Source organism: Frankia sp. AvcI1 (assembly GCF_001420875.1).
GTDB lineage: Bacteria > Actinomycetota > Actinomycetes > Frankiales > Frankiaceae > Frankia > Frankia alni.
On sequence record NZ_LJFZ01000006.1, the window covers coordinates 1 to 18225 of the forward strand.

Annotated in this window: 3 protein-coding genes and 4 pseudogenes; 6 read left to right on the forward strand and 1 reads right to left on the reverse strand. The window is 69.2% G+C overall.

The annotated features are described in order from the left end of the window. Positions 1-3785 precede the first annotated feature (3785 nt). Entirely contained in the window at positions 3786-4712 is a 927-nt protein-coding gene (locus UK94_RS08100; protein WP_041939874.1) for a hypothetical protein, read from the reverse strand. Positions 4713-5502: 790 nt separating this feature from the next. On the opposite strand from UK94_RS08100, the gene UK94_RS08105 reads away from it, so the two are divergent. From UK94_RS08105 to UK94_RS73110, 6 genes and pseudogenes are all read left to right on the forward strand, one after another. After that, positions 5503-5757 (forward strand): hypothetical protein, encoded by a 255-nt coding sequence (locus tag UK94_RS08105; protein ID WP_050997270.1) that lies wholly within the window; start codon positions 5503-5505, stop codon positions 5755-5757. 201 nt (positions 5758-5958) lie between these two features. Next, the coding region (gene mobF / locus UK94_RS44180; protein WP_235487026.1) for a MobF family relaxase at positions 5959-7434 on the forward strand (1476 nt) is incomplete at its 3' end. 3349 nt (positions 7435-10783) lie between these two features. After that, positions 10784-11071, forward strand: a pseudogene (locus tag UK94_RS73105) (helicase); the annotation flags it as partial. Position 11072: 1 nt separating this feature from the next. Beyond that, a pseudogene (locus tag UK94_RS44185) lies at positions 11073-11335 on the forward strand (hypothetical protein); the annotation flags it as partial. A 1-nt stretch (position 11336) separates the two neighbouring features. Continuing rightward, a pseudogene (locus tag UK94_RS44190) lies at positions 11337-11516 on the forward strand (hypothetical protein); the annotation flags it as partial. A 1-nt stretch (position 11517) separates the two neighbouring features. Beyond that, positions 11518-12345: pseudogene (locus tag UK94_RS73110) on the forward strand (C-terminal helicase domain-containing protein); the annotation flags it as partial. Positions 12346-18225: the final 5880 nt, after the last annotated feature.

Sequence of the window (18225 nt, forward strand, 5' to 3'; positions counted from 1 at the left end):
GTCGTCGGGCAGCGGCACCACCGCCAGGGCGTTCACCCGGCCGGTATGGCCGGTGAGGGTGGCGGTGATCGGATCCCACAGCCGAACCGACCCGTCGGACCCGGCGGAGGCGAGCAGCGTCCCGCCGTCGGGCAGCGGCACGGCCGTCAGGGCGTTCACCCAGTCGGTGTGGCCGGTGAGGGTGCCGGCGGGGGNGCCCTCAATCGGATCCCACAACCGCACCGCTCTGTCGTCCCCNGCGGTAGCGAGCAGCGTCCCGCCGTCGGGTAGCGGCACTGCTGTCACCGCGCGCACCCAGTCGGTGTGGCCGGTAAGAGTGCCGGCAAGGGTGCCGGCGACCGGATCCCACAGCCGCACCGCCTTGTCGGCCCCGGCGGAGGCGAGCAGTGTTCTGCCGTCAGTCAGCGGTACCACGGCCAGCGAGAATCCTCCGACGGTGTGGCCGGTGAGGGTGCCGGCGGGGGTGCCCTCGATCGGATCCCACAACCGTATGGATCCGTCGTCGCCAGCGGAGGCGAGCAGCGTCCTGCCGTCACGCAGCGGTACCACGGCCAGCGCGAACACCCTGGCGGTGTGGCCGGTGAGGGTGCCCGCGGGGGTGCCCTCGATCGGATCCCACAACCGTATGGATCCGTCGTCGCCAGCGGAGGCGAGCAGCGTCCTGCCGTCACGCAGCGGTACCACGGCCAGCGCGAACACCCTGGCGGTGTGGCCGGTGAGGGTGCCCGCGGGGGTGCCCTCGATCGGATCCCACAACCGTATGGATCCGTCGTCGCCAGCGGAGGCGAGTAGCGTCCTGCCGTCACGCAGCGGCACTGCCGTCACCGCGCGCACCGTTTTGGTGTGGNCGATGAGGGTGCGGTGGCTGTTACCTGTCCACATGGCCCGGATTGGATGCCAGGTCTCGTCGACGAGGGACGCGGCGCGGTCAGCAAACGTGTCGGCGCGCATCTTGCGGGCAGACACCTCTATCCATCGCAGCCACAATGCGTCATCGTTGTTATGGCCGGCTGCCAGTTCCAGTGCGGCAAGTGNCTTCTTGGCCTCGGCTGTGGTCAGGTGCCGGCGCTGACGCAGCAGGCATGCCACACCAACAAAAAGTCCGAACTGCGGGTCGGTGATGAGCTCGTCGAGTTGGCCGCCGAGCGCGGCATGTTCGGCGAGATACGTCCGGGCGTACCGGCCCGCGACAGCCCAGTCCCGTCGCCCCACCGGACCCGACGGTTCCACCGCCACGGCGATACGACGATGGGCCGCACGAGTCGCTGCAGCCAGATCGTAGGCCAGCTCCCGCAATCCATCGTCGTCGCTGTCGAGCAGGGACGTGCCGTCGCAGAAGTCTCGGAGGCTTTGATGCCGCGGTACGTACAGGTCTGGGTCACCGCCGCGACGGACCGCTAGAAAAGGTTTCAACATTCCTCGAAGGATCGTGCGCGTCATTGCCGGAGGAACATCGGCCCATGCGGCGATCCGCGCCACGGACATAGGCTCTCGGATTGCCGTGACCGTTGTCAGTACCGGTAATCCGGCAGTTTCCCACAGATGGTCACCAAGTTCATCTTGCCAGCGTCGCACGTTTTCTGCATAATACCCCGCTAGGCTCGCTGGCAGCCGGTCCACTCCCTTAGGCGACCGGCCGTGGTCCCGGATCTGATCGAGGATCGATAGAGCGTAGATCCACACTCCGCCGGACCTCTCCACCAAGGTCCGGCAGAACCGGTGAGAATCCATCTGGGCACGATTCAGTGGCTCGGAGAGCAGCGGATCCCGTGNGGTCACCACAGTCAGATAGTCTAGTAGATCCGTCCGGTTCGCCTCACTTTCCACATCGATGCGTTCCNCCNCCCGGGATCCGGCCGGTATCCGTATCGACTTCGGTCGGGTCGTCGCCACGATCACCGTGCCCGCCGGCAAGTTCGGCGGCAACCCCAACGGGAGCTCACCACCCACCGAGACCGGTGCCTCGTCCAAGCCGTCGATAAGCAGTACCACCGGTACGCCGGGATCGTCTCGGTCCCGCGCTGTGGCCGAGTCGCACAACCGGCCGTGCAACCACCCCGTAGTCCCCGCGCCCTCGGGAAGAACCCCGCCCGGCGCCGCATCTGTCAGCTTCCACCGCGCGATGAGCTGTGCGGCCAGGTTCCGCCGCGCCGTCGCCGAATCTCGCCCCTCTGCCAGCCGGGTGAAATGCGCCGGCCACGCTCGAGTGAATGCCAGATAGGCCGCCAGGGCTGACTTCCCCATCCCCGCCTCGGCCTCGACTAATAGGAATCCNCCCCGCCGCCGCTGTACACACAAGGCCAGGAAGGCGTCGATCTTCCCGATCAGCTTTTCCCGACCCCGGAACAAGCCTACTGGGTTAGTCGGCTCCTCGGGATCGACGAGCCGTAGATCACCTGGTAGCGGATCAAGGTCGATCACGGCCTGTCGTAACAACCGGAATGGCCCCTGGAAATATTGCTGAACCGCCGTGCCGTAGTTGATGCCGACAGCCTGCCCGCCACCTGGTGCCGACAGGTCACCTACCTTGATCTGAGCATCGTACTGCGACGCCCGGTCATCGCCCGAAGCCGTCGAGAAATGCTGCGGCGTCTGCGTCACGAGCCAGCACCATCTCGATGTTGGATCATTTGCCCGAAGTTCACTCCCGCAACCTGACCGCCATCTGACGCCGACACGCCACCGATCCGGACGTCCCCGACGCGCGGGCTACCTGACGGCGGCGGAGACGGAGGATCGTCCGGCGGCGGGACAGGATCCGGATCCGTCGTCCGCCACGCCACCCACCCTGTGACCACGCCACCGACGAGCACGGCGACTAGCAGGCACACCCACGCCCACAGTGCATGGCCGCCGAGCTGGCCGCCCGCGGCCCCCGCCGCGCCCGCCATCGCGAATGTGATGCCACCACCGACCGCCGCGACCTGCCGACGTGACATTCCCGCCCCCGTATAACTATCAGGCACACACGCTGACGGCTACGATCGTAACCCCTCACACGAACCCACCGATCTCCCGCACGCTTGCGGAAGCCAACAACACCAGGCCTCACTGGCCGTTGAAGAGTCTCCTGCGGTCCGGTGATCGCCGAGTGGTACTGTTCGCCTCGAAAAACGCCGCCGTCTCGAGATGCGGTAGAGATCGTCTGGGTCATGATCGGATTGCTATATCGGCGGCAACACAGGCCGGTGTAGCTCGCCAAGAGTCCACGGGGAAACACTAAAACTAACTCTCTGACCTGGACGTTCTCCATATCAGCTGATCGGAGGATCGCCAAGTTAGGGTTCAAGTTCTATCGCCCGGCGCCGGTCGGGCAGCTACCTCGGCCGGAGAGTCTCGGCCCAAAAGCCGCGGGAACGCTCGCGGCGCTCCTGTCAGGGTAACCGGCGGGGCTCGCGTGGCCGTTGACAGCGATCAACGGGGTGGGTGACCGGCGCCGCCGAAGAGGTTCACTGACGGACTCTCCCANCCGGACAGGCGCGAGGTCGCGCCCGGGAAGCCGGTGTCGTCCGACAGTGATTCATCTGTCCGACATCCATCACAGTCTTGCTTTGGCGCCGCCCCAGTCCTCCCGGTCGAGTAGCCACAGCAGCAGGCGGGGGCGGTGAGGCTGGCCCAGCTCAGACGCGGGGGCCACGTGGCCCCCGCGTTTCCGATCTTCCCTGAAGGTTCTCGGCCGCGTCAGCGGCGGGAACCTTCCCATGTGCCTACACGAATCATCTACACGATCGGTGGCGCTCGACGGGTCGGAGTGATCACGATGCCGTTCCGTCGCGTGCTGGACGTCAGCCCTCCCGGGGCGCTGGTGAAGAGATGGCCGCATGCGCATCAGCTGAGGAATCGGGCACGGAGTCGCTGCTGGGGGCACCGGGAGCGCCATTGTCGTCGCCGGAGAGGCTGCCATCCTGGGGCCGCGCCTGCTCGGCCCGCAGCGTATCGAGCTGGGCCCGGAGCCGATCAACCTCGGTATGCAGGCGGGTGTTGTCGGCCGCCAACGAGTCGGCGTGGGCTTCGGCCCGTTCGGCGCGGCCACGAGCATCCGCCCGCGCCTCGGCGGCTGCCTGGCGTTCCGTTGCCAGCACGGCTGCGTGATCGACTCGGAGGTCAGCGAGGGCCTGCGCGTGGTCGCGGTACAGGTCGTGCAGTTGCGCGGCGTGCTCGGCGCGCAACTCGGCCAAGGCGTGTGCGTGGTCGCGTTCGAGGGAACTGACCCGACCCGATGTCTCGGCCTGGACACGGTCGCGGTCGGCCTGCGCTTCGGTGGCCGCGCGGTCGGCATCGTCGGCGCGGTTGGTCGCCTCGACGGCGCGGTGCTCCGCGGCTTCCGCAGCCTCGGCGGCGGAGGCCGCGTCGGTGTCGGCTTCATCGCGGGCACGCAGCGCGGCGCGCAGCTCGTCCTCGGTGTGCCGCAAGGTTTCGCGAGCCTGGCGGGCCTGGTTCTCGGCGGCTTCGGCGCGACCGGTGGCCTCGGCGGTCACTGCCTCGATCCGCCGGAGAACGGTGTCCTCGTCGAGCGCGGCAGCGCGGCGCCCGACGAGGGCCGCCAGCCCCCCAACGTCCCCGGCCAGGACGGCAAGCCGTTCCGCGAGTCCGATGACCGGGGCGTCGGCCAGCCCGAGGCGCGCAAGCAGGTCCTCGGCGGCGCCGTCCTCGCGTTCGCCGTCGGCGTTCGCCCGGCGGCGGGAGTATTGGGCGCGGGCCCGATGCCGCATGCGCTCCGTCTCCCCGGCCCCGGCGTAACGACTCCCCTGACCGGCTGGCTGGCCGCACCCACAGACACACGGGTCCTCTGACTGCTTCTCCACCACAACCTCCGTCCCACAGTGCATCGCTTACGTAGTCTATGTCTACGTAGATTCTACGTCTATGTAGCGATGAGGTTGGGCTCGCTGCGTAGCCGAATGGCAGCTCATGGACGCCGGAACCAGGCGACGTGCTCGTGCCAAATTTCTGCCGCGTATCGAGGACGCTCGTCGTGACCCCCGCGGCGGGGATCGGCCGAAGCCGACCGGCTGGGCCGCAGTGCCGGACGGCGGGTTGAGCCGGNGGCGCGTCCCGCGTTCTCACCTGTCCGGTGGGCACGGCCGACGCCGTTTTCGGCGACGTGGCGGTGCGGGGAACGTTTCCCGGCTCTCCGGTCGACCTTCCCGGAGTTCTTCCCGACAAGGTTCCCCATGGCTGGTCAGCCGCTGATCGCCGGTGACATCCCGAGCCGCCGCCTTCTTGGAGTGGAACGACGGATCGGACCCGCTACCGAGAGACTCTGCGCAGGGNGGATGGCGTCCGCGATGGCCTCGACGATGACCTGTCAGATGTGCGGGACGCGCCGCCGGCCGGGGCTATCCGGGACCGAAAAGGCGGTCTCGACGAGGCGACGGGTTGGAGCGTGACGGATCCCGCCAGGTCAGCGGTGGTGTCCGCTTCCGCTGGCGTGCTCCGCGGCACTCCAGCGAGGTGACGGCACGTCCGGCTCTCCGGAGGGGTTGCCCCATGGGATCAAGCATGTCGCGGGATGAGGTGCTGGCGCTGCCGGCGACGATCGATGTGCCGACTGCCTGCCGTGCGCTGGGCCTGGGTCGGACTCTGGGCTACGAGCTCGCTCGGCGGGGCGAGTTTCCCTGCCCAGTGCTGCGCGTGGGCCGGCGGTACGTGGTGCCCACCGCCGGCGTGCACGCCTTGCTCGGTCTGGGTTCCGCTACCCGGCCGCACGGATCGGCGGCTGTCGACGGCGGGGTCGAGCCGACGCAGGGTGCGTGAGCTTCATGTCTTTGGTGAGCCGGACGGAAAAGCAGCCGACGACATTCAGCGGAATTTCCAATCACCGAGACGGACGGGCCGGCCGGAAATGATACCCGGTGGCCTGGAAGTAGCCCGTTGCTTTCCTTCTTGGTTGAGCGGATAAACGGAGTCGGGTGCATCCCGGGTTTGGGTTGGAGGCCGCGTCCGGTGATTGTCACGGTGAAGGTGCTGGGTTTGCGCGCCGCCGCCGGGACGACGGTGGCGGGCGCGGTGTGGCGAATCGTCGACTACCTGCACGGCGGCACGCCCGGTGAGGCCGCCCGGTTCGCCGCGGTGGGCGGTACGCAGTCGGCCAAGAGTTCCGGCCTGGCGCGCTACTACACGGGCGGGGTCGCGCGGGGTTCGGCGGCTGCGCTGGTCGGCCTGCGGCCGGGAGCCGCTGTGCCGCGCGAGCGCCTCGCCCGGTTGCTCGCTGGTCAGCACGCCACGAGCGGGAGACCGCTCGTGCCGGCGACCGGATCGGCCGGCCGCGCCGCTCACAGCAGGCGCCTTGACGGCGGCCGGGGATCCGGCGAGTGGTTGTCGCTGGCGGAGGCTGCCCGGATCGCCGGTGTCAGCGCACGTTACCTGCGGCGGCTCGCGGCGCGGACCAGCCGCGATGACGCTGGGACCGTCGACGCCGGAGCATCGGACACGGCGGGCCGTCCGGCGGCCGACGACGACGGGACCGACGCTGGGTCGGACCGGGATCGGCTGGCGGCGGCGAAGGACTCCGCCGGCCGGTGGCGGGTGCACCGCGACGAACTCGCCCGCTTCCTCGAGGAACGCGAGCCGCCCACGGTGGTGCTTGGATTCGACGTGACCGCCTCGGCGCCGAAATCAGTGAGCCTGCTCTGGGCATTCGGTGACGATGACCTGCGGCGTGACCTCGCCGAGGCGATGAATGTCGCGGTGGATGCGGCGATCGGCTATCTGGAGCGGCAGGCCGGAGTCGGGCTGGTCGACGGCCATAACCGGCCTGGGGTGGGCCTGGCCGGGGTGTCTTTCCTGCACGACATTTCCCGGGCCGAGGAACCCCATCTGCACATCCACACCGTGCTGGCGAACGCGGTTCCCATCCCGCTCCTCGACGAGGACGGCGAGCCGCTGCGAGATGGCGCCGGACGACCTCGGATGGTGTGGCGGACGGTCGACAGCGAGCTGCTGCACGCACACGTGAAGACCGCCGGCTATGTGGCGGCGGCGGTGCTGCGCCACGAACTGTCGGCCCGTCGGGGGCTGCAGTGGGGACCGGTCCGGAACGGAGTCGCCGAACTGGCCGGGCTGCCGGCGGACCTGCTGGCGGTGTTCTCCTCGCGGCGGGCGCAGATCGACGCGGAACTCGCCGAGCTGGTCGCCAGCGGCGCAACCGACGGCCCGGCTCTACGCGAGGCGGTCCAGAGGGGGACCCGGGCGCCGAAACGGGCGCAGGCCGACGCGGAGATCCGCACCGCCCAGCACGCCCGGCTCGAAGCCGCGGGATGGACGGCGGCGGACGTCCTGGCAGCCGGCGCGCGGACCGACTACCGGCCGACGGCCATCGGCCCCGACGATCTGGCCGAACTCGCCGAGCTGCTCACCGGACCGGACGGACTCACCGCGCGGTCCGCGACCTTCACCGCCCGTGATGTTGCCCAGGCTGTGGCCGCCTGGGGCNTGGACCGGCTCGACGCCACCGACATCGACCGGCTCACCGCCCACATCCTCGCCGATGCCCGGCTGGCCATGGTCGACGAGGACNCCCCCCGTCGGCGCCGCGATCCCGAACCCATCTACACCACGCTCGATCTCCTCGACGCCGAGGACAACGTGCTCGCCCTCTGCGAGGCCGGGCGCACCGCCTACGCCGGCCGGGAGCATCGGCTCATCGGACCGGACGAGCTGGAAGCCGCCCTGGCGGGGCACCTCGACCCGCGCCGCGAGTACGGCGCGGGGCACGTCGAGCCGGCGGTGCTGGCTGTTGAGCAGGTGGACGCGGTCCGGGCGCTGCTGACCTCCACCGATCTGGTTCGGGTGCTCGTCGGACCGGCGGGCTCGGGCAAGACCGAGGCGATGCGGCTCCTGGTCGCCGTACTACGGGACGCTGGGCGGACCGTGCTGGGAGCGGCGCACGGCGGCCGGCAGACCGAGGAACTCACCGGCCGGCTTGGCATCGACGGTCGGGTGGTCGCCGGCTGGCTCACCCTCCTCGACCACGCCGACCGGCCGGCAGACATCTGGCCGCCCGGCACGATGCTCATCCTCGACGAGGCCACCCACGTCACCACCCGCAATGCCGCGCGCCTCCTGCGCTACGCGACCGACACCGGCACGGTCATCCTCGCCCTGGGCGACCCCGCCCAGCTCGGCGCGATCGGCCCGGGCGGCTGGTTCGCCCATCTCGCCGCCACCCTGCCCGACGTCGCGACCCTGACCACCGTGCATCGCCAGGCCGGAGCGGGCATGAACGGGGTGCGCGCCGCCCTGGCCGGCCTGCGCGCTGGAGCACCCGACCAGGTGCGCCGCGCCATGGCGCGGCTGGCCGCCGACGGCCGGCTCCACCGCTTCCACGACCGGCCGAGCCTGCTCGCCGCCATCGTCGAGGACTGGCACGACGAACGAAGCACCGTCCGCAGCGCGGCCACCGGCGCGAACCGCGCCAGAGTCGACGCGAACCGCGCCAGAGTCGGCGCGGCATCCGGCGCGGACCACGCGCCGGGGAGGAGCCGGCGCGGCGCTGACCACTCGCGGCACGTCGATCTGCCGCGGATGATGGCGGGCGATCACGGGACGGTCGAGTGGCTCAACCGGGCCGCGCAGCTTCGCCGGATGCAGGCCGGTGAGCTCGACCCGGACCTGTTCCTGGAGGTCGCCGGCCGCCGGTTCCACGTCGGCGACGAGGTCATCACCCTCACCCAGGCCGGCCACACGCTCATCCCCGCCGGCAGACCGGCGTCGGCCTACATCCGCACCGGCACGATCGNGACGGTCCTCGCCATCGACTCCGGGCCGGCTACGGACGACCGGCCGGAGGGCCGGACGCTGACTGTCGACTTCCCCGGCAAGGGCGTCGTGAGCATCGGCTGGGACTACCTCACCCACGTCTTCCCCGACGGTCGCGACGGCGGGCTGACGCACGCCTACGCGATCACGGCGCACAAGGCGCAGGGCAGCACGATGGCCACCGCCCGACCGGTCGTCACTGACCGCACGAGCCGACCCGGCCTGTACGTCATGCTTTCGCGCGCCCGCACCGACCTGGCCGCCTACCTCATCGACAGTGACGAGCTTGCTGCGCCGGGCGACACCGAGGATCTGCTGCCCGTCGTACCCACCCGCGGTGACCCGCTCGACCGGCTCGCCGGCCGCCTGGCCGCCTCCCGGACCGACCGGCTCGTCCAGGCCCTCGACCCGGCCGCGGCGGCCGTCGCCCAGCTGCGCCGTGAGTACACCCTGGCCGAGCTGACCGCCCTGCGCCGCCAACTCCGCCCTGCCACCGGCGGTGGGCAATCCAGCAGGACCCCGTCGTTCAGGTCGCGCCCCGGCGCGCACAACAGCGGTCTCCTCGGCGCGGATGGCGATCCGATCATCGGCGCGGTCAGTGCAGGGCGCGGCGCGGTGGAGGTGGATCGTGGCGCGAACGGCGCGAGACCCGGCGCGAACAGCGCGGGTGACTGGCCCTCGAGGGCGCTTGACGGGGACGGCAAAGAGATCGATCCGGTGGTGCTCGCGCGGGCGGAGCGGTCCGCGGAGGCCGCCGTGGCCGCCGCGTCGCTCGCCGATCCACCGGCCATCCTGCTCGAACGCATCGGACCTCGTCCCGCGGGTGGACCGGTCCGCCGGGCCTGGGACGACGCCGTGGCGAGTCTCGCGATCTACCAGGTGCGCCACGCTGCTCACCTCGAACCGGGAGATCCCGGACCGCCACCGCCCGACGACCACGACGGCGACGTTCGCCACCGCTGGGAGGAACAGCACGACCTCGCCGCCGCTCTCGTCGAGGCATGGGCATCGGCGCTGCACCCCACCGGCCGGCCGGACATCCGTGGTCCGGCGGCCGAACGCGCAACCGCAGCAATCCACGCCTTCCTCGACGCCGGATCGACCCCCGCCGCCCTCAGCCGGGCCCTGGCGGCGATCGACCATGGTGCCATCCGCGACGGTCTCGCCATCGTCGACCATCGGCTCGCCCGGCTCTGCGAGACCGCCGACGTTGACCCGGCTGCCTACGCCGATCCGCCGTCGCCCGGAGCCCGCCACGACTGGCAGCGCACCGTGCACCTCCTCGACCGCGCCGAGATCCACCACCTGGCCAGCCGACCGAACGCTGAGCTGGCCTTCGAGCTACGCACGCTCCGGGCGGCGGGCGGACTACCCGCGTCCACAGAGCCGGACTGGGCTCAGGGCAGACGAGCACGGCTCCTCGGCGCCGCCCTCGGCCTGCAAGCTGACGCCGCGACCCTCCACGCCGAGCTCGGACCGCCCACCGACCCGTCCGGCCACGCGGGCGCAGCTACGCACTTCGAGCTCTGACTCACCGATTCACCCGCCTTGAGCTGGGCTTAGTCGAAGTTGGACAGGGTAGCGCCCGTTGCCGCGCCACACGACGCATCGTGATTTCGAGGTCGAACAAACGTTCCCGCCTTGAACGATTCTGAATTCTCTACTGACACCCGCTATTTGAAAAATGCGCAGTTCAGGCCATCTTTTCGGGCGTGNTGGCCCCAAGCGGGCGCCGCCATGCCCGCCGGAGGGGTCGCGCGGCGGCGGGAACCCCTGGCGTCTCGCGGATCGCGGGTTCGGGCTCGTGCGCGGACCGGATGGAGCGATCCGCGTACAGAAGGGATTAGGCAGGCGAATATGGTCGTTGCTCGCGGATAGTCGCTCAGCCGGGGGGCAGCAGATGCCGTCGTTGATCACGCCGGGCACGCAGGNCGTCGTTCGTGACGAGGAATGGCTGGTCAAGGCGGTCGTGGATACCTCCGCGGACGGCCAGCGAATCGAGGCGATCGGCGTCTCGGAGTTCGTGCGGGAGACCGAGGCGGTCTTCTTCACCGGGATCGACGACGTCGTCCCGCTGGATCCCGCGCAGACCGAGCTGGTCGCGGACGACAGTCCGGGCTTCCGTCGCTCGCGGCTGTGGCTGGAGGCGCTGCTGCGGCGGACGCCGCTTCCGCTGGACGACGCGCGGATCGCGGTCGGGCACCGGGCCCTGCTGGACGACCTGAGCTACCAGCGGCGTCCCGCCGAGCGGGCCCTGTCGAACCTGCGTCCACGCATCCTGGTCGCGGACGCGGTCGGGCTCGGCAAGACGNTGGAGATCGGCATCATCCTCGCCGAGCTGATCAAGCGCGGCCGGGGTGAACGCATCCTGGTCGTCACGCCGCGGGCCATCCTGGAGCAGTTCCAGCGGGAGCTGTGGACCCGCTTCTCGATCCCGCTGGTCCGGCTCGACACCCCGGGTATCCAGCAGGTTCGGCAGAAGCTGCCGGCGTCGCGCAACCCGTTCAGCTACTACCGTCGGGCGATCATCTCGATCGACACATTGAAGAACCCGGACCGCTACAAGCATCACCTGNCCGGTCAGCGCTGGGACGTGGTCGTCATCGACGAGTGCCACAATCTGATCAACCGGGGTACCCAGAACAACGAGGTCGCCCGCCTGCTCGCGAAGCAGGCCGACGCGCTGATCCTCGCCAGCGCCACCCCGCACAACGGCAAGCCGGAGTCATTCGCCGAGCTGATCAACCTGCTGGACCNGACAGCCGTAGCCGATCCGACGGCCTACACCGAGCAGGACATCGCGCATCTCTACGTCCACCGCCACCGCGGCTCGGACGACGTCCGCCTGGAGGTCGCGCACAACTGGAAGAAGCGCGAGCCGACAGACGTGCAGGCGGTGCCGCCGACGGCCGCCGAGGAGGCGGTGCTCGACGAGTTGGCCGCGGTGTGGCTGCGGCCCGAGGGCGGACGGTCGCCCGTGTCGGGCGCGGGCCGGTCGCTGGTGCCCTGGAACCTGTTCAAGGCGTTTCTCTCTTCGACCCCGGCACTGCGGGCGAGCATCGACGCCCGCCGGCGCACGCTGCGCAGCGCCACCGCGACCGACCCGGCGGTGAGTCGCGAGCGAGACGCCCTCGACCGGCTCGACGAGCTGGCCGCGAAGGCGGAGGAGGACGGCTCGTCGAAGCTCGCGGCCCTGGTCGCCCACCTGCGCAAGATCGGGGTCGGGGCCGGTTCACCGACCCGCGCGGTGGTGTTCTCCGAGCGGGTGGACACCCTCGAGTGGCTGCGGGACGAGGTGCCGGGCCGGCTGGGGATCCCGCCGAGCGCGGTCGCGATCATGCACAGCAAGGTCCCGGACAAACTCCTACAGGACACCATCGAGGACTTCGCCCTGGCCGGCGGCACGACGCGGCTGCTGCTCGCCGGCGACCTGGCCTCGGAGGGCATCAACCTGCACCGCCAGTGTCACGACCTGATCCATTTTGATCTTCCCTGGAGTCTGATCAGGATCCAGCAGCGCAACGGTCGCATCGACCGGTACATGCAGCTGAGCACCCCGCGGATCGCAGCGCTGGCGATGGCCTCNGACAACCCCGACGTGCTCAGCGACATCCGGGTGCTGACCAAGCTGCTGGCGAAGGAACACGCCGCGTACACGGTGCTCGGCGATGCCGGCTCCCTGCTCGGGGTGCACGACGAGGACATCGAGGAGGACCGGGTCCGGGACGTGCTGCGCAGCCGGGCGGACATCGACACGGTGGTCCCGGATCCCGAGCCGGCGGCGCTCGACCCGTTCGAGCAGCTTCTCGCCTTCGGCGGGACGCACGCGGCCGAGGCGCCGCCGCCGCTTGTCACCGAGCGGACGCTGTTCGACTCGGACGCTGCTTACCTCACCGAGGCGCTCGCCGAGGTGTCCGACGGACCGCCCGAACAGGTCTACGACCTGCGCCACGAGGCGGACACCGGCCTGCTGGCGTTCGCGCCACCGGAGGACCTCAAGCGTCGACTCGACGATCTGCCCGCGGACTACCTGGCGGACCGGGCGGTGACCACCCGGCTGAAGGTGACGACCAGCCGCCGCTTCGCCGATGCCAGCCTCGCCGCCGCCCGGGACGACGACCGGATCGAATGNCCCGAGGTGCAGTACCTCGCCCCGCAGCATCCGGTGCTGGAATGGGTCACCGACCGGGCGCTGGCGCAGCTCGGCCGCAACGAGACGCCGGTGCTCGCCGGCACTGTCGAGACCCCGGTGTTCCTGACCCAGGGCGTCTGGTGCAACGAGCGCGGCCAGCCGGTGATCGTGCACTGGGGTGCGGTCTCCGGGCTGCCGGACGCCCCCGTCGTGGGCGACGCTACCGGCGTGCTGGAGGCCGCCGGCATCCGGGCGGGCACGACCAACTCCGGTCGGGCGAGAGCCTGGATAGCCCAGCTGCAACCCCTGGTACCCGCCGCTTTGGACGCCGGACGGAGGCATCTCGAGGCGCTGCGGGCCGAGCGGGACGGGCGGATCGCGGACCGGATCGCGCAGCAGAAGGCACGTCTCGGCCAGTGGGCGGACCAGGCCGAGCAGCTCACGTTGGAGCTGACCTCCACCGGACGCCAGCGGCTCNCCCGCGAGCGCATCGCAGGTGAGCGTTCCGAGGCCGAGCGCCTGATCGATTCCCTGACCCCGAGCGGCGACCCGTTGGTTCGCGTCGTCGCCGTGATCGTCCCCCTGGAGCGCTGAAGCCGTGTTCGACTCGATCCACAACGTCGGCGAGTTCCTGTCGGACCACTGGCTGGCTTCGGTCTTCCCGGGACAGCTGCGCACCCTCACGAAGGAATGGTCCGAGCGGGACGCGCACGGCAAGCCCAGCCCGCTGCGGGGGCTGGTTGCCGCGTCCGGCCCGTTCGCCAAGGCGAAGGGTCGGCTCCCCGAACCGCGCCAGGACGCCGAGGCCCGCGTCTCGCGGGCGCGGGCGGTGGCGGGCGCGGCCGAGCTGGTCGAGGCGGCCGGGGCGCTGCACGACCTGCTGCTGACGGCGGCCGGCTTCGATGTGAAGCGCCAGGAGCTGACGACCGAGCACGGCGGCCTGGAACTGGCAGNCCCCCTCACCGTCCGCGCCCAGAGCCACAGCGGCGAGGCGCTGCACATCCTNGAGGCCCTCCCTGCGGCCGGCGAGGACGACCTGTTCGACCGCGACGGCGCGGGACGGCTGCTGCGGCCCCTGCGGGTGATCCGCAGCGCGGAGAACGTCCAGGAGATCGCCGCGGTCACGGAGGCGCTCTCCACGCTGTTCCTGTCGGCGAGCCCACCGCGTTACGCGATGGTCGTCGCCGGCGGGTGGCTCCTGCTGACCGATGCCGCACGCTGGAGTGAGGGCCGCTACCTGGTCTTCGACGCCGACACGGCGCTGGCCCGCCGGCAGGACACGGCCAGTGGCGAGCTGGCCTGGCACGCCGGGCTGTGGTCGGCGGACGTCCTGCTCCCCGCCGGGGACGAGCCGGCCTCCCGCCTCGACGGCTACCTCGACGAGTCGGTGAAGCACGCGGTCGGCGTCAGCAAGGACCTGCGGGAGGGCCTGCGCGAGTCCGTCGAGATCCTGGCGAACGAGGTCGTCGCCCAGCGGCGCGCCCAGGGCCTGCCGGTGGAGGACCTCCCGGAGCTGCCGCGGGAACTGGTCGCCCAGAGCCTGCGCTTCCTCTACCGGATCCTGTTCCTGCTGTATGCCGAGGCCCGGCCCGAGCTGGGGGTNCTGCCGGTCGGCGCGCCGGAGTACGGCGCCGGCTACGGCCTGGACCGGCTGCGGGACCTCCTCCAGGTCAAGCTGACCTCCCCGGCCATGCGCGACGGCCGCCACCTGCACGAGTCGCTGAAACTCCTGTTCGGCCTGGTGAACAACGGCCACCGCTACCGCAACGGCGCCGGTGACGACCGGGCCGACGACGGGCTGCGCTTCGAGCCGCTGAAGTCGGACCTGTTCGACCCGGGGCACGCGCCGCTGGTCGACTCGCTGCCGCTGCGCAACGAGGCGCTGCAGCAGATCCTCGCCCTGCTGCTGCTCTCCAAGGAACGCAAGGGCCGCGACCGCGGCTTCGTCTCCTACGCGCAGCTCGGCATCAACCAGCTCGGCGCCGTCTACGAAGGCCTGATGTCCTACAGCGGCTTCTTCGCCGAGCGGGACATGATCGAGCTGGCCAAGGACGGGGAGCCGGACAAGGNCTCCTGGTTCGTCCCGGCGGAACGCGCCGGNGAGTACGACGAGAAGCACCTCGTGATNCGAGTCGACCCGGTGACCGGNCATCGTCGGAAGATCACGCACCGGAAGGGCAGCTTCGTCTTCCGGCTCTCCGGCCGCGACCGCCAGCGCAGCGCCTCCTACTACACCCCCGAGGTGCTGACCCGCTGCGTCGTCAAGNACTCCCTGGCCGAGCTGCTGCCCGACGACAGTGCGGACTGGGACGCGCAGCGGATCCTCGACCTGACCATCTGCGAACCGGCGCTGGGCAGCGGGGCCTTCCTCAACGAGGCGATCAACCAGCTCGCCCGCAAGTACCTGGAGCGCCGCCAGGAGGAGCTGAAGACCTCCATCCCGCCGGACCAGTACGCCGACGAGCTGCAGAAGGTCAAGGCCCACCTCGCCCTGCACCGCTGCTACGGCGTCGACCTGAACCGCACCGCGGTCGAGCTGGCCGAGGTCTCGCTGTGGCTGAACGTGATGCACCCGGGTCTGCAGGGCCCGTGGTTCGGCCTGCACCTGCGGCGCGGCAACTCCCTCGTCGGCGCGCGCCGCGCCACCTACGACTTCACCGCTCTCAACAAGGCGAAGCAGAGCTGGTTGAAGACGCNGCCGACCGACCGGCATCTCGCCGAGGGCGACATCGAGTTCGGCGAGATCCACCACTTCCTGCTGCCGGCACATGGCTGGGGGGCGGTCGCCGAGACCAAGCAGGCCAAGGAACTCGCCAAGGACGCAGCCGACGCCCTGAAGTCGTGGTCGAAGGAGATCAAGAAGAAGCCGGCGACCGGCCAGCTCGGCCGGCTGCGCGCCCTGGCCCGCCGGGTCGAGCGGCTGTGGGAGCTGACGATCCGCCGGCTGGAAATCAGCGAACGCGAGATCGCCCGTCACATTGACGTCTGGGAGGCGGAGCGGCTGCCCGAGACCGCCGGTGCCGTCTCCCGCCAGGAGGTCGAGAGCGCCCTCAACGACCCGGAACGGCCCTATCAGCGGCTGCGCCTGGTGATGGACGCCTGGTGCGCCCTGTGGTTCTGGCCGCTGAACTCGGACGCACCGCCACCGAGTCTCGACGAATGGATCGCCACCCTCGAGGACCTGCTCGGCACAGAGCCGAAGGCGGCCCCGAAGGCGAAGGGCGACCGGCTCGGCCTGTTCGGCGAGATCGAGTCCTTCGCCGACCTTCAGGACGCCGACGACAACGAGCAGATCATGCACCAGATGAAGCCGGTGCTCCAGACGATGCTCGCCCGCCCCTGGCTCGGCGTCGTCCGCGAGATCGCCGACCGCGAGGGCTTCTTCCACTGGGAACTCGACTACGCCCACATCTTCAAACAGGGCGGCTTCGACCTCCAGGTAGGAAACCCCCCCTGGGTCCGCCCCACCTGGGAAGACGACACCGCCCTAGCCGAGTTCGACCCCTTCTTCAAACTCGAAGACCGAATCCCCGAAAATACTCTTCGTGACCGTCGGAGGCTGGTCTTGGCCTCCCATAGTAGAACGNCCCGCTACCTCGCCGACGTCACATCCTGGTCGGGTCTTCTGGAGGCTCTGGACTCCTCGGTCGAGCATCAGATTCTGGCGGGGATGAGACCGAATCTCTACACTAGCTTCATTGAAAGGGTGTGGCGTTCGCAGAGTGAGCATTCAATTGCATCACTTCTTCATCCCGAAAGTCATTTCACGAATCCTGAAGGTGGTCGATTTCGCGCCGAAGTCTATCGGCGCCTNCGTCGACACGGGCAGTTTGGAAATAACCTTCTCCTTTTTAATGAGATCGACAACAATGTAACTTTTGGTCTTAGTGTATACGGAACCTTTGGTCGAATCAATTTTCTTAATGTTGCCAGTGTTCTGCATCCTTCTGTCTTGGATGGATCGTTGGTGCATGATGGCTCAGGCGAGGTTCCGGGGGTTCAGTTCGAATCTGGTGGATGGGATTTAAGGCCGCACGCCACGCGGGTTCTTCAGATCGACGAAATGACGTTGACCGCCTGGGCGCAACTCTTTGACGCGCCAGGGACTCCCGGTGCTCATGCGAGGCTTCTTCGGCCGCTGACCGTTCAGCACCTTGCGGCAATCGCGAAGGTGGCGGAAGGGGCTGACAGAATGGGCGATTTCGACTATCACTGGACCCGGGGTTGGAACGAGCGAGATGCGAAGNCTGTCGGTGACATTGTGTGGTCAACGCGGACGGTCGATGACTGGCGGGATGTAGTCCTTCAGGGGCCTCATTTCTCTGTTGGTACGCCTTTCGCCTCTCAGCCTAACGTGCCGTGTCGAAGCAACAAGGACTACGAGTCTTGGGACCTCGAATCTCTACCGGAATCGGCCGTGCCGCGAACCAATTATATCCGATCCGGTCGCGCTAAAGATCTCGATGAGAGTGTTGTCTCCTGGGAGGGGATGCCATATACGCGGTATTGGCGCCTTGCGTGGAGAAATATGATCACCGTGAACACGGAGAGATCGNTTCAGGCTGTCANATTTCCGCCAGGCCCNACTCACGTCCACACTGTCCACACACTGAAAATGGATTCTGACAGAAATATAGCGGTGACTGTCGGCCTATGGTCTTCGTTGCCTTTTGACTACCTCGTAAGAATTAGTGGAATGAACAAGGTCAACAAGGAGACTGTCGACCATTTCCCTGCACCCTTGCGTCATCCGGCTGCACCTTTTCTTCTGCTACGGGCACTGCGGTTGAACTGCCTAACGCGGGACTATNCACCGCTGTGGGAGGAGCTGCACGAGACAGGGCATGCCGAAGACGGGTGGACGCCGCCGTTTGCGGATCGGCCGGGGCTTGGGGTGGCGGAGCGGGAGTGGACGATGGGGACGCCGTTGCGGTTGGACTTTGATCGGCGGGCGGCGTTGGTGGAGATCGACGCGCTGGCGGCGTTGATGCTCGGGCTGACCGCGGAGCAGTTGTGTCTGATGTACCGGGCGCAGTTCGCGGTGCTGCGCAAGTACGAGTACGCGATGTACTTCGATGCCCAGGGTCGCAAGATCGCGAAGGATCACCACGCGATGGGGGTCAAGCAGCAGAAGGACGACTACAAGATCCTGCATGCCTGGGTTGCGGATCGTGGGTTGGCCTGTGAGGCGCCGCCGGAGTTGGCGGATCGGTATCGGGGGCCGTTCCGGAAGCCGGATCGGGAGGCGGAGATGCGGGCCGCCTACGCCGAGTTCGCGCGGCGGCTCGGGCTCGACCCGGAGACCGGGGCGGAGTTGGCGGAACCACCGGGTG

What these genes read in the sequence shown, in the direction of transcription:
- UK94_RS08100 (WP_041939874.1), bottom strand. Translation starts at nt 4,712, where the DNA reads ATGCGGCATCGGGCCCGCGCCCAATACTCCCGCCGCCGGGCGAACGCC.
- UK94_RS08105 (WP_050997270.1), top strand. Translation starts at nt 5,503, where the DNA reads ATGTCGCGGGATGAGGTGCTGGCGCTGCCGGCGACGATCGATGTGCCG.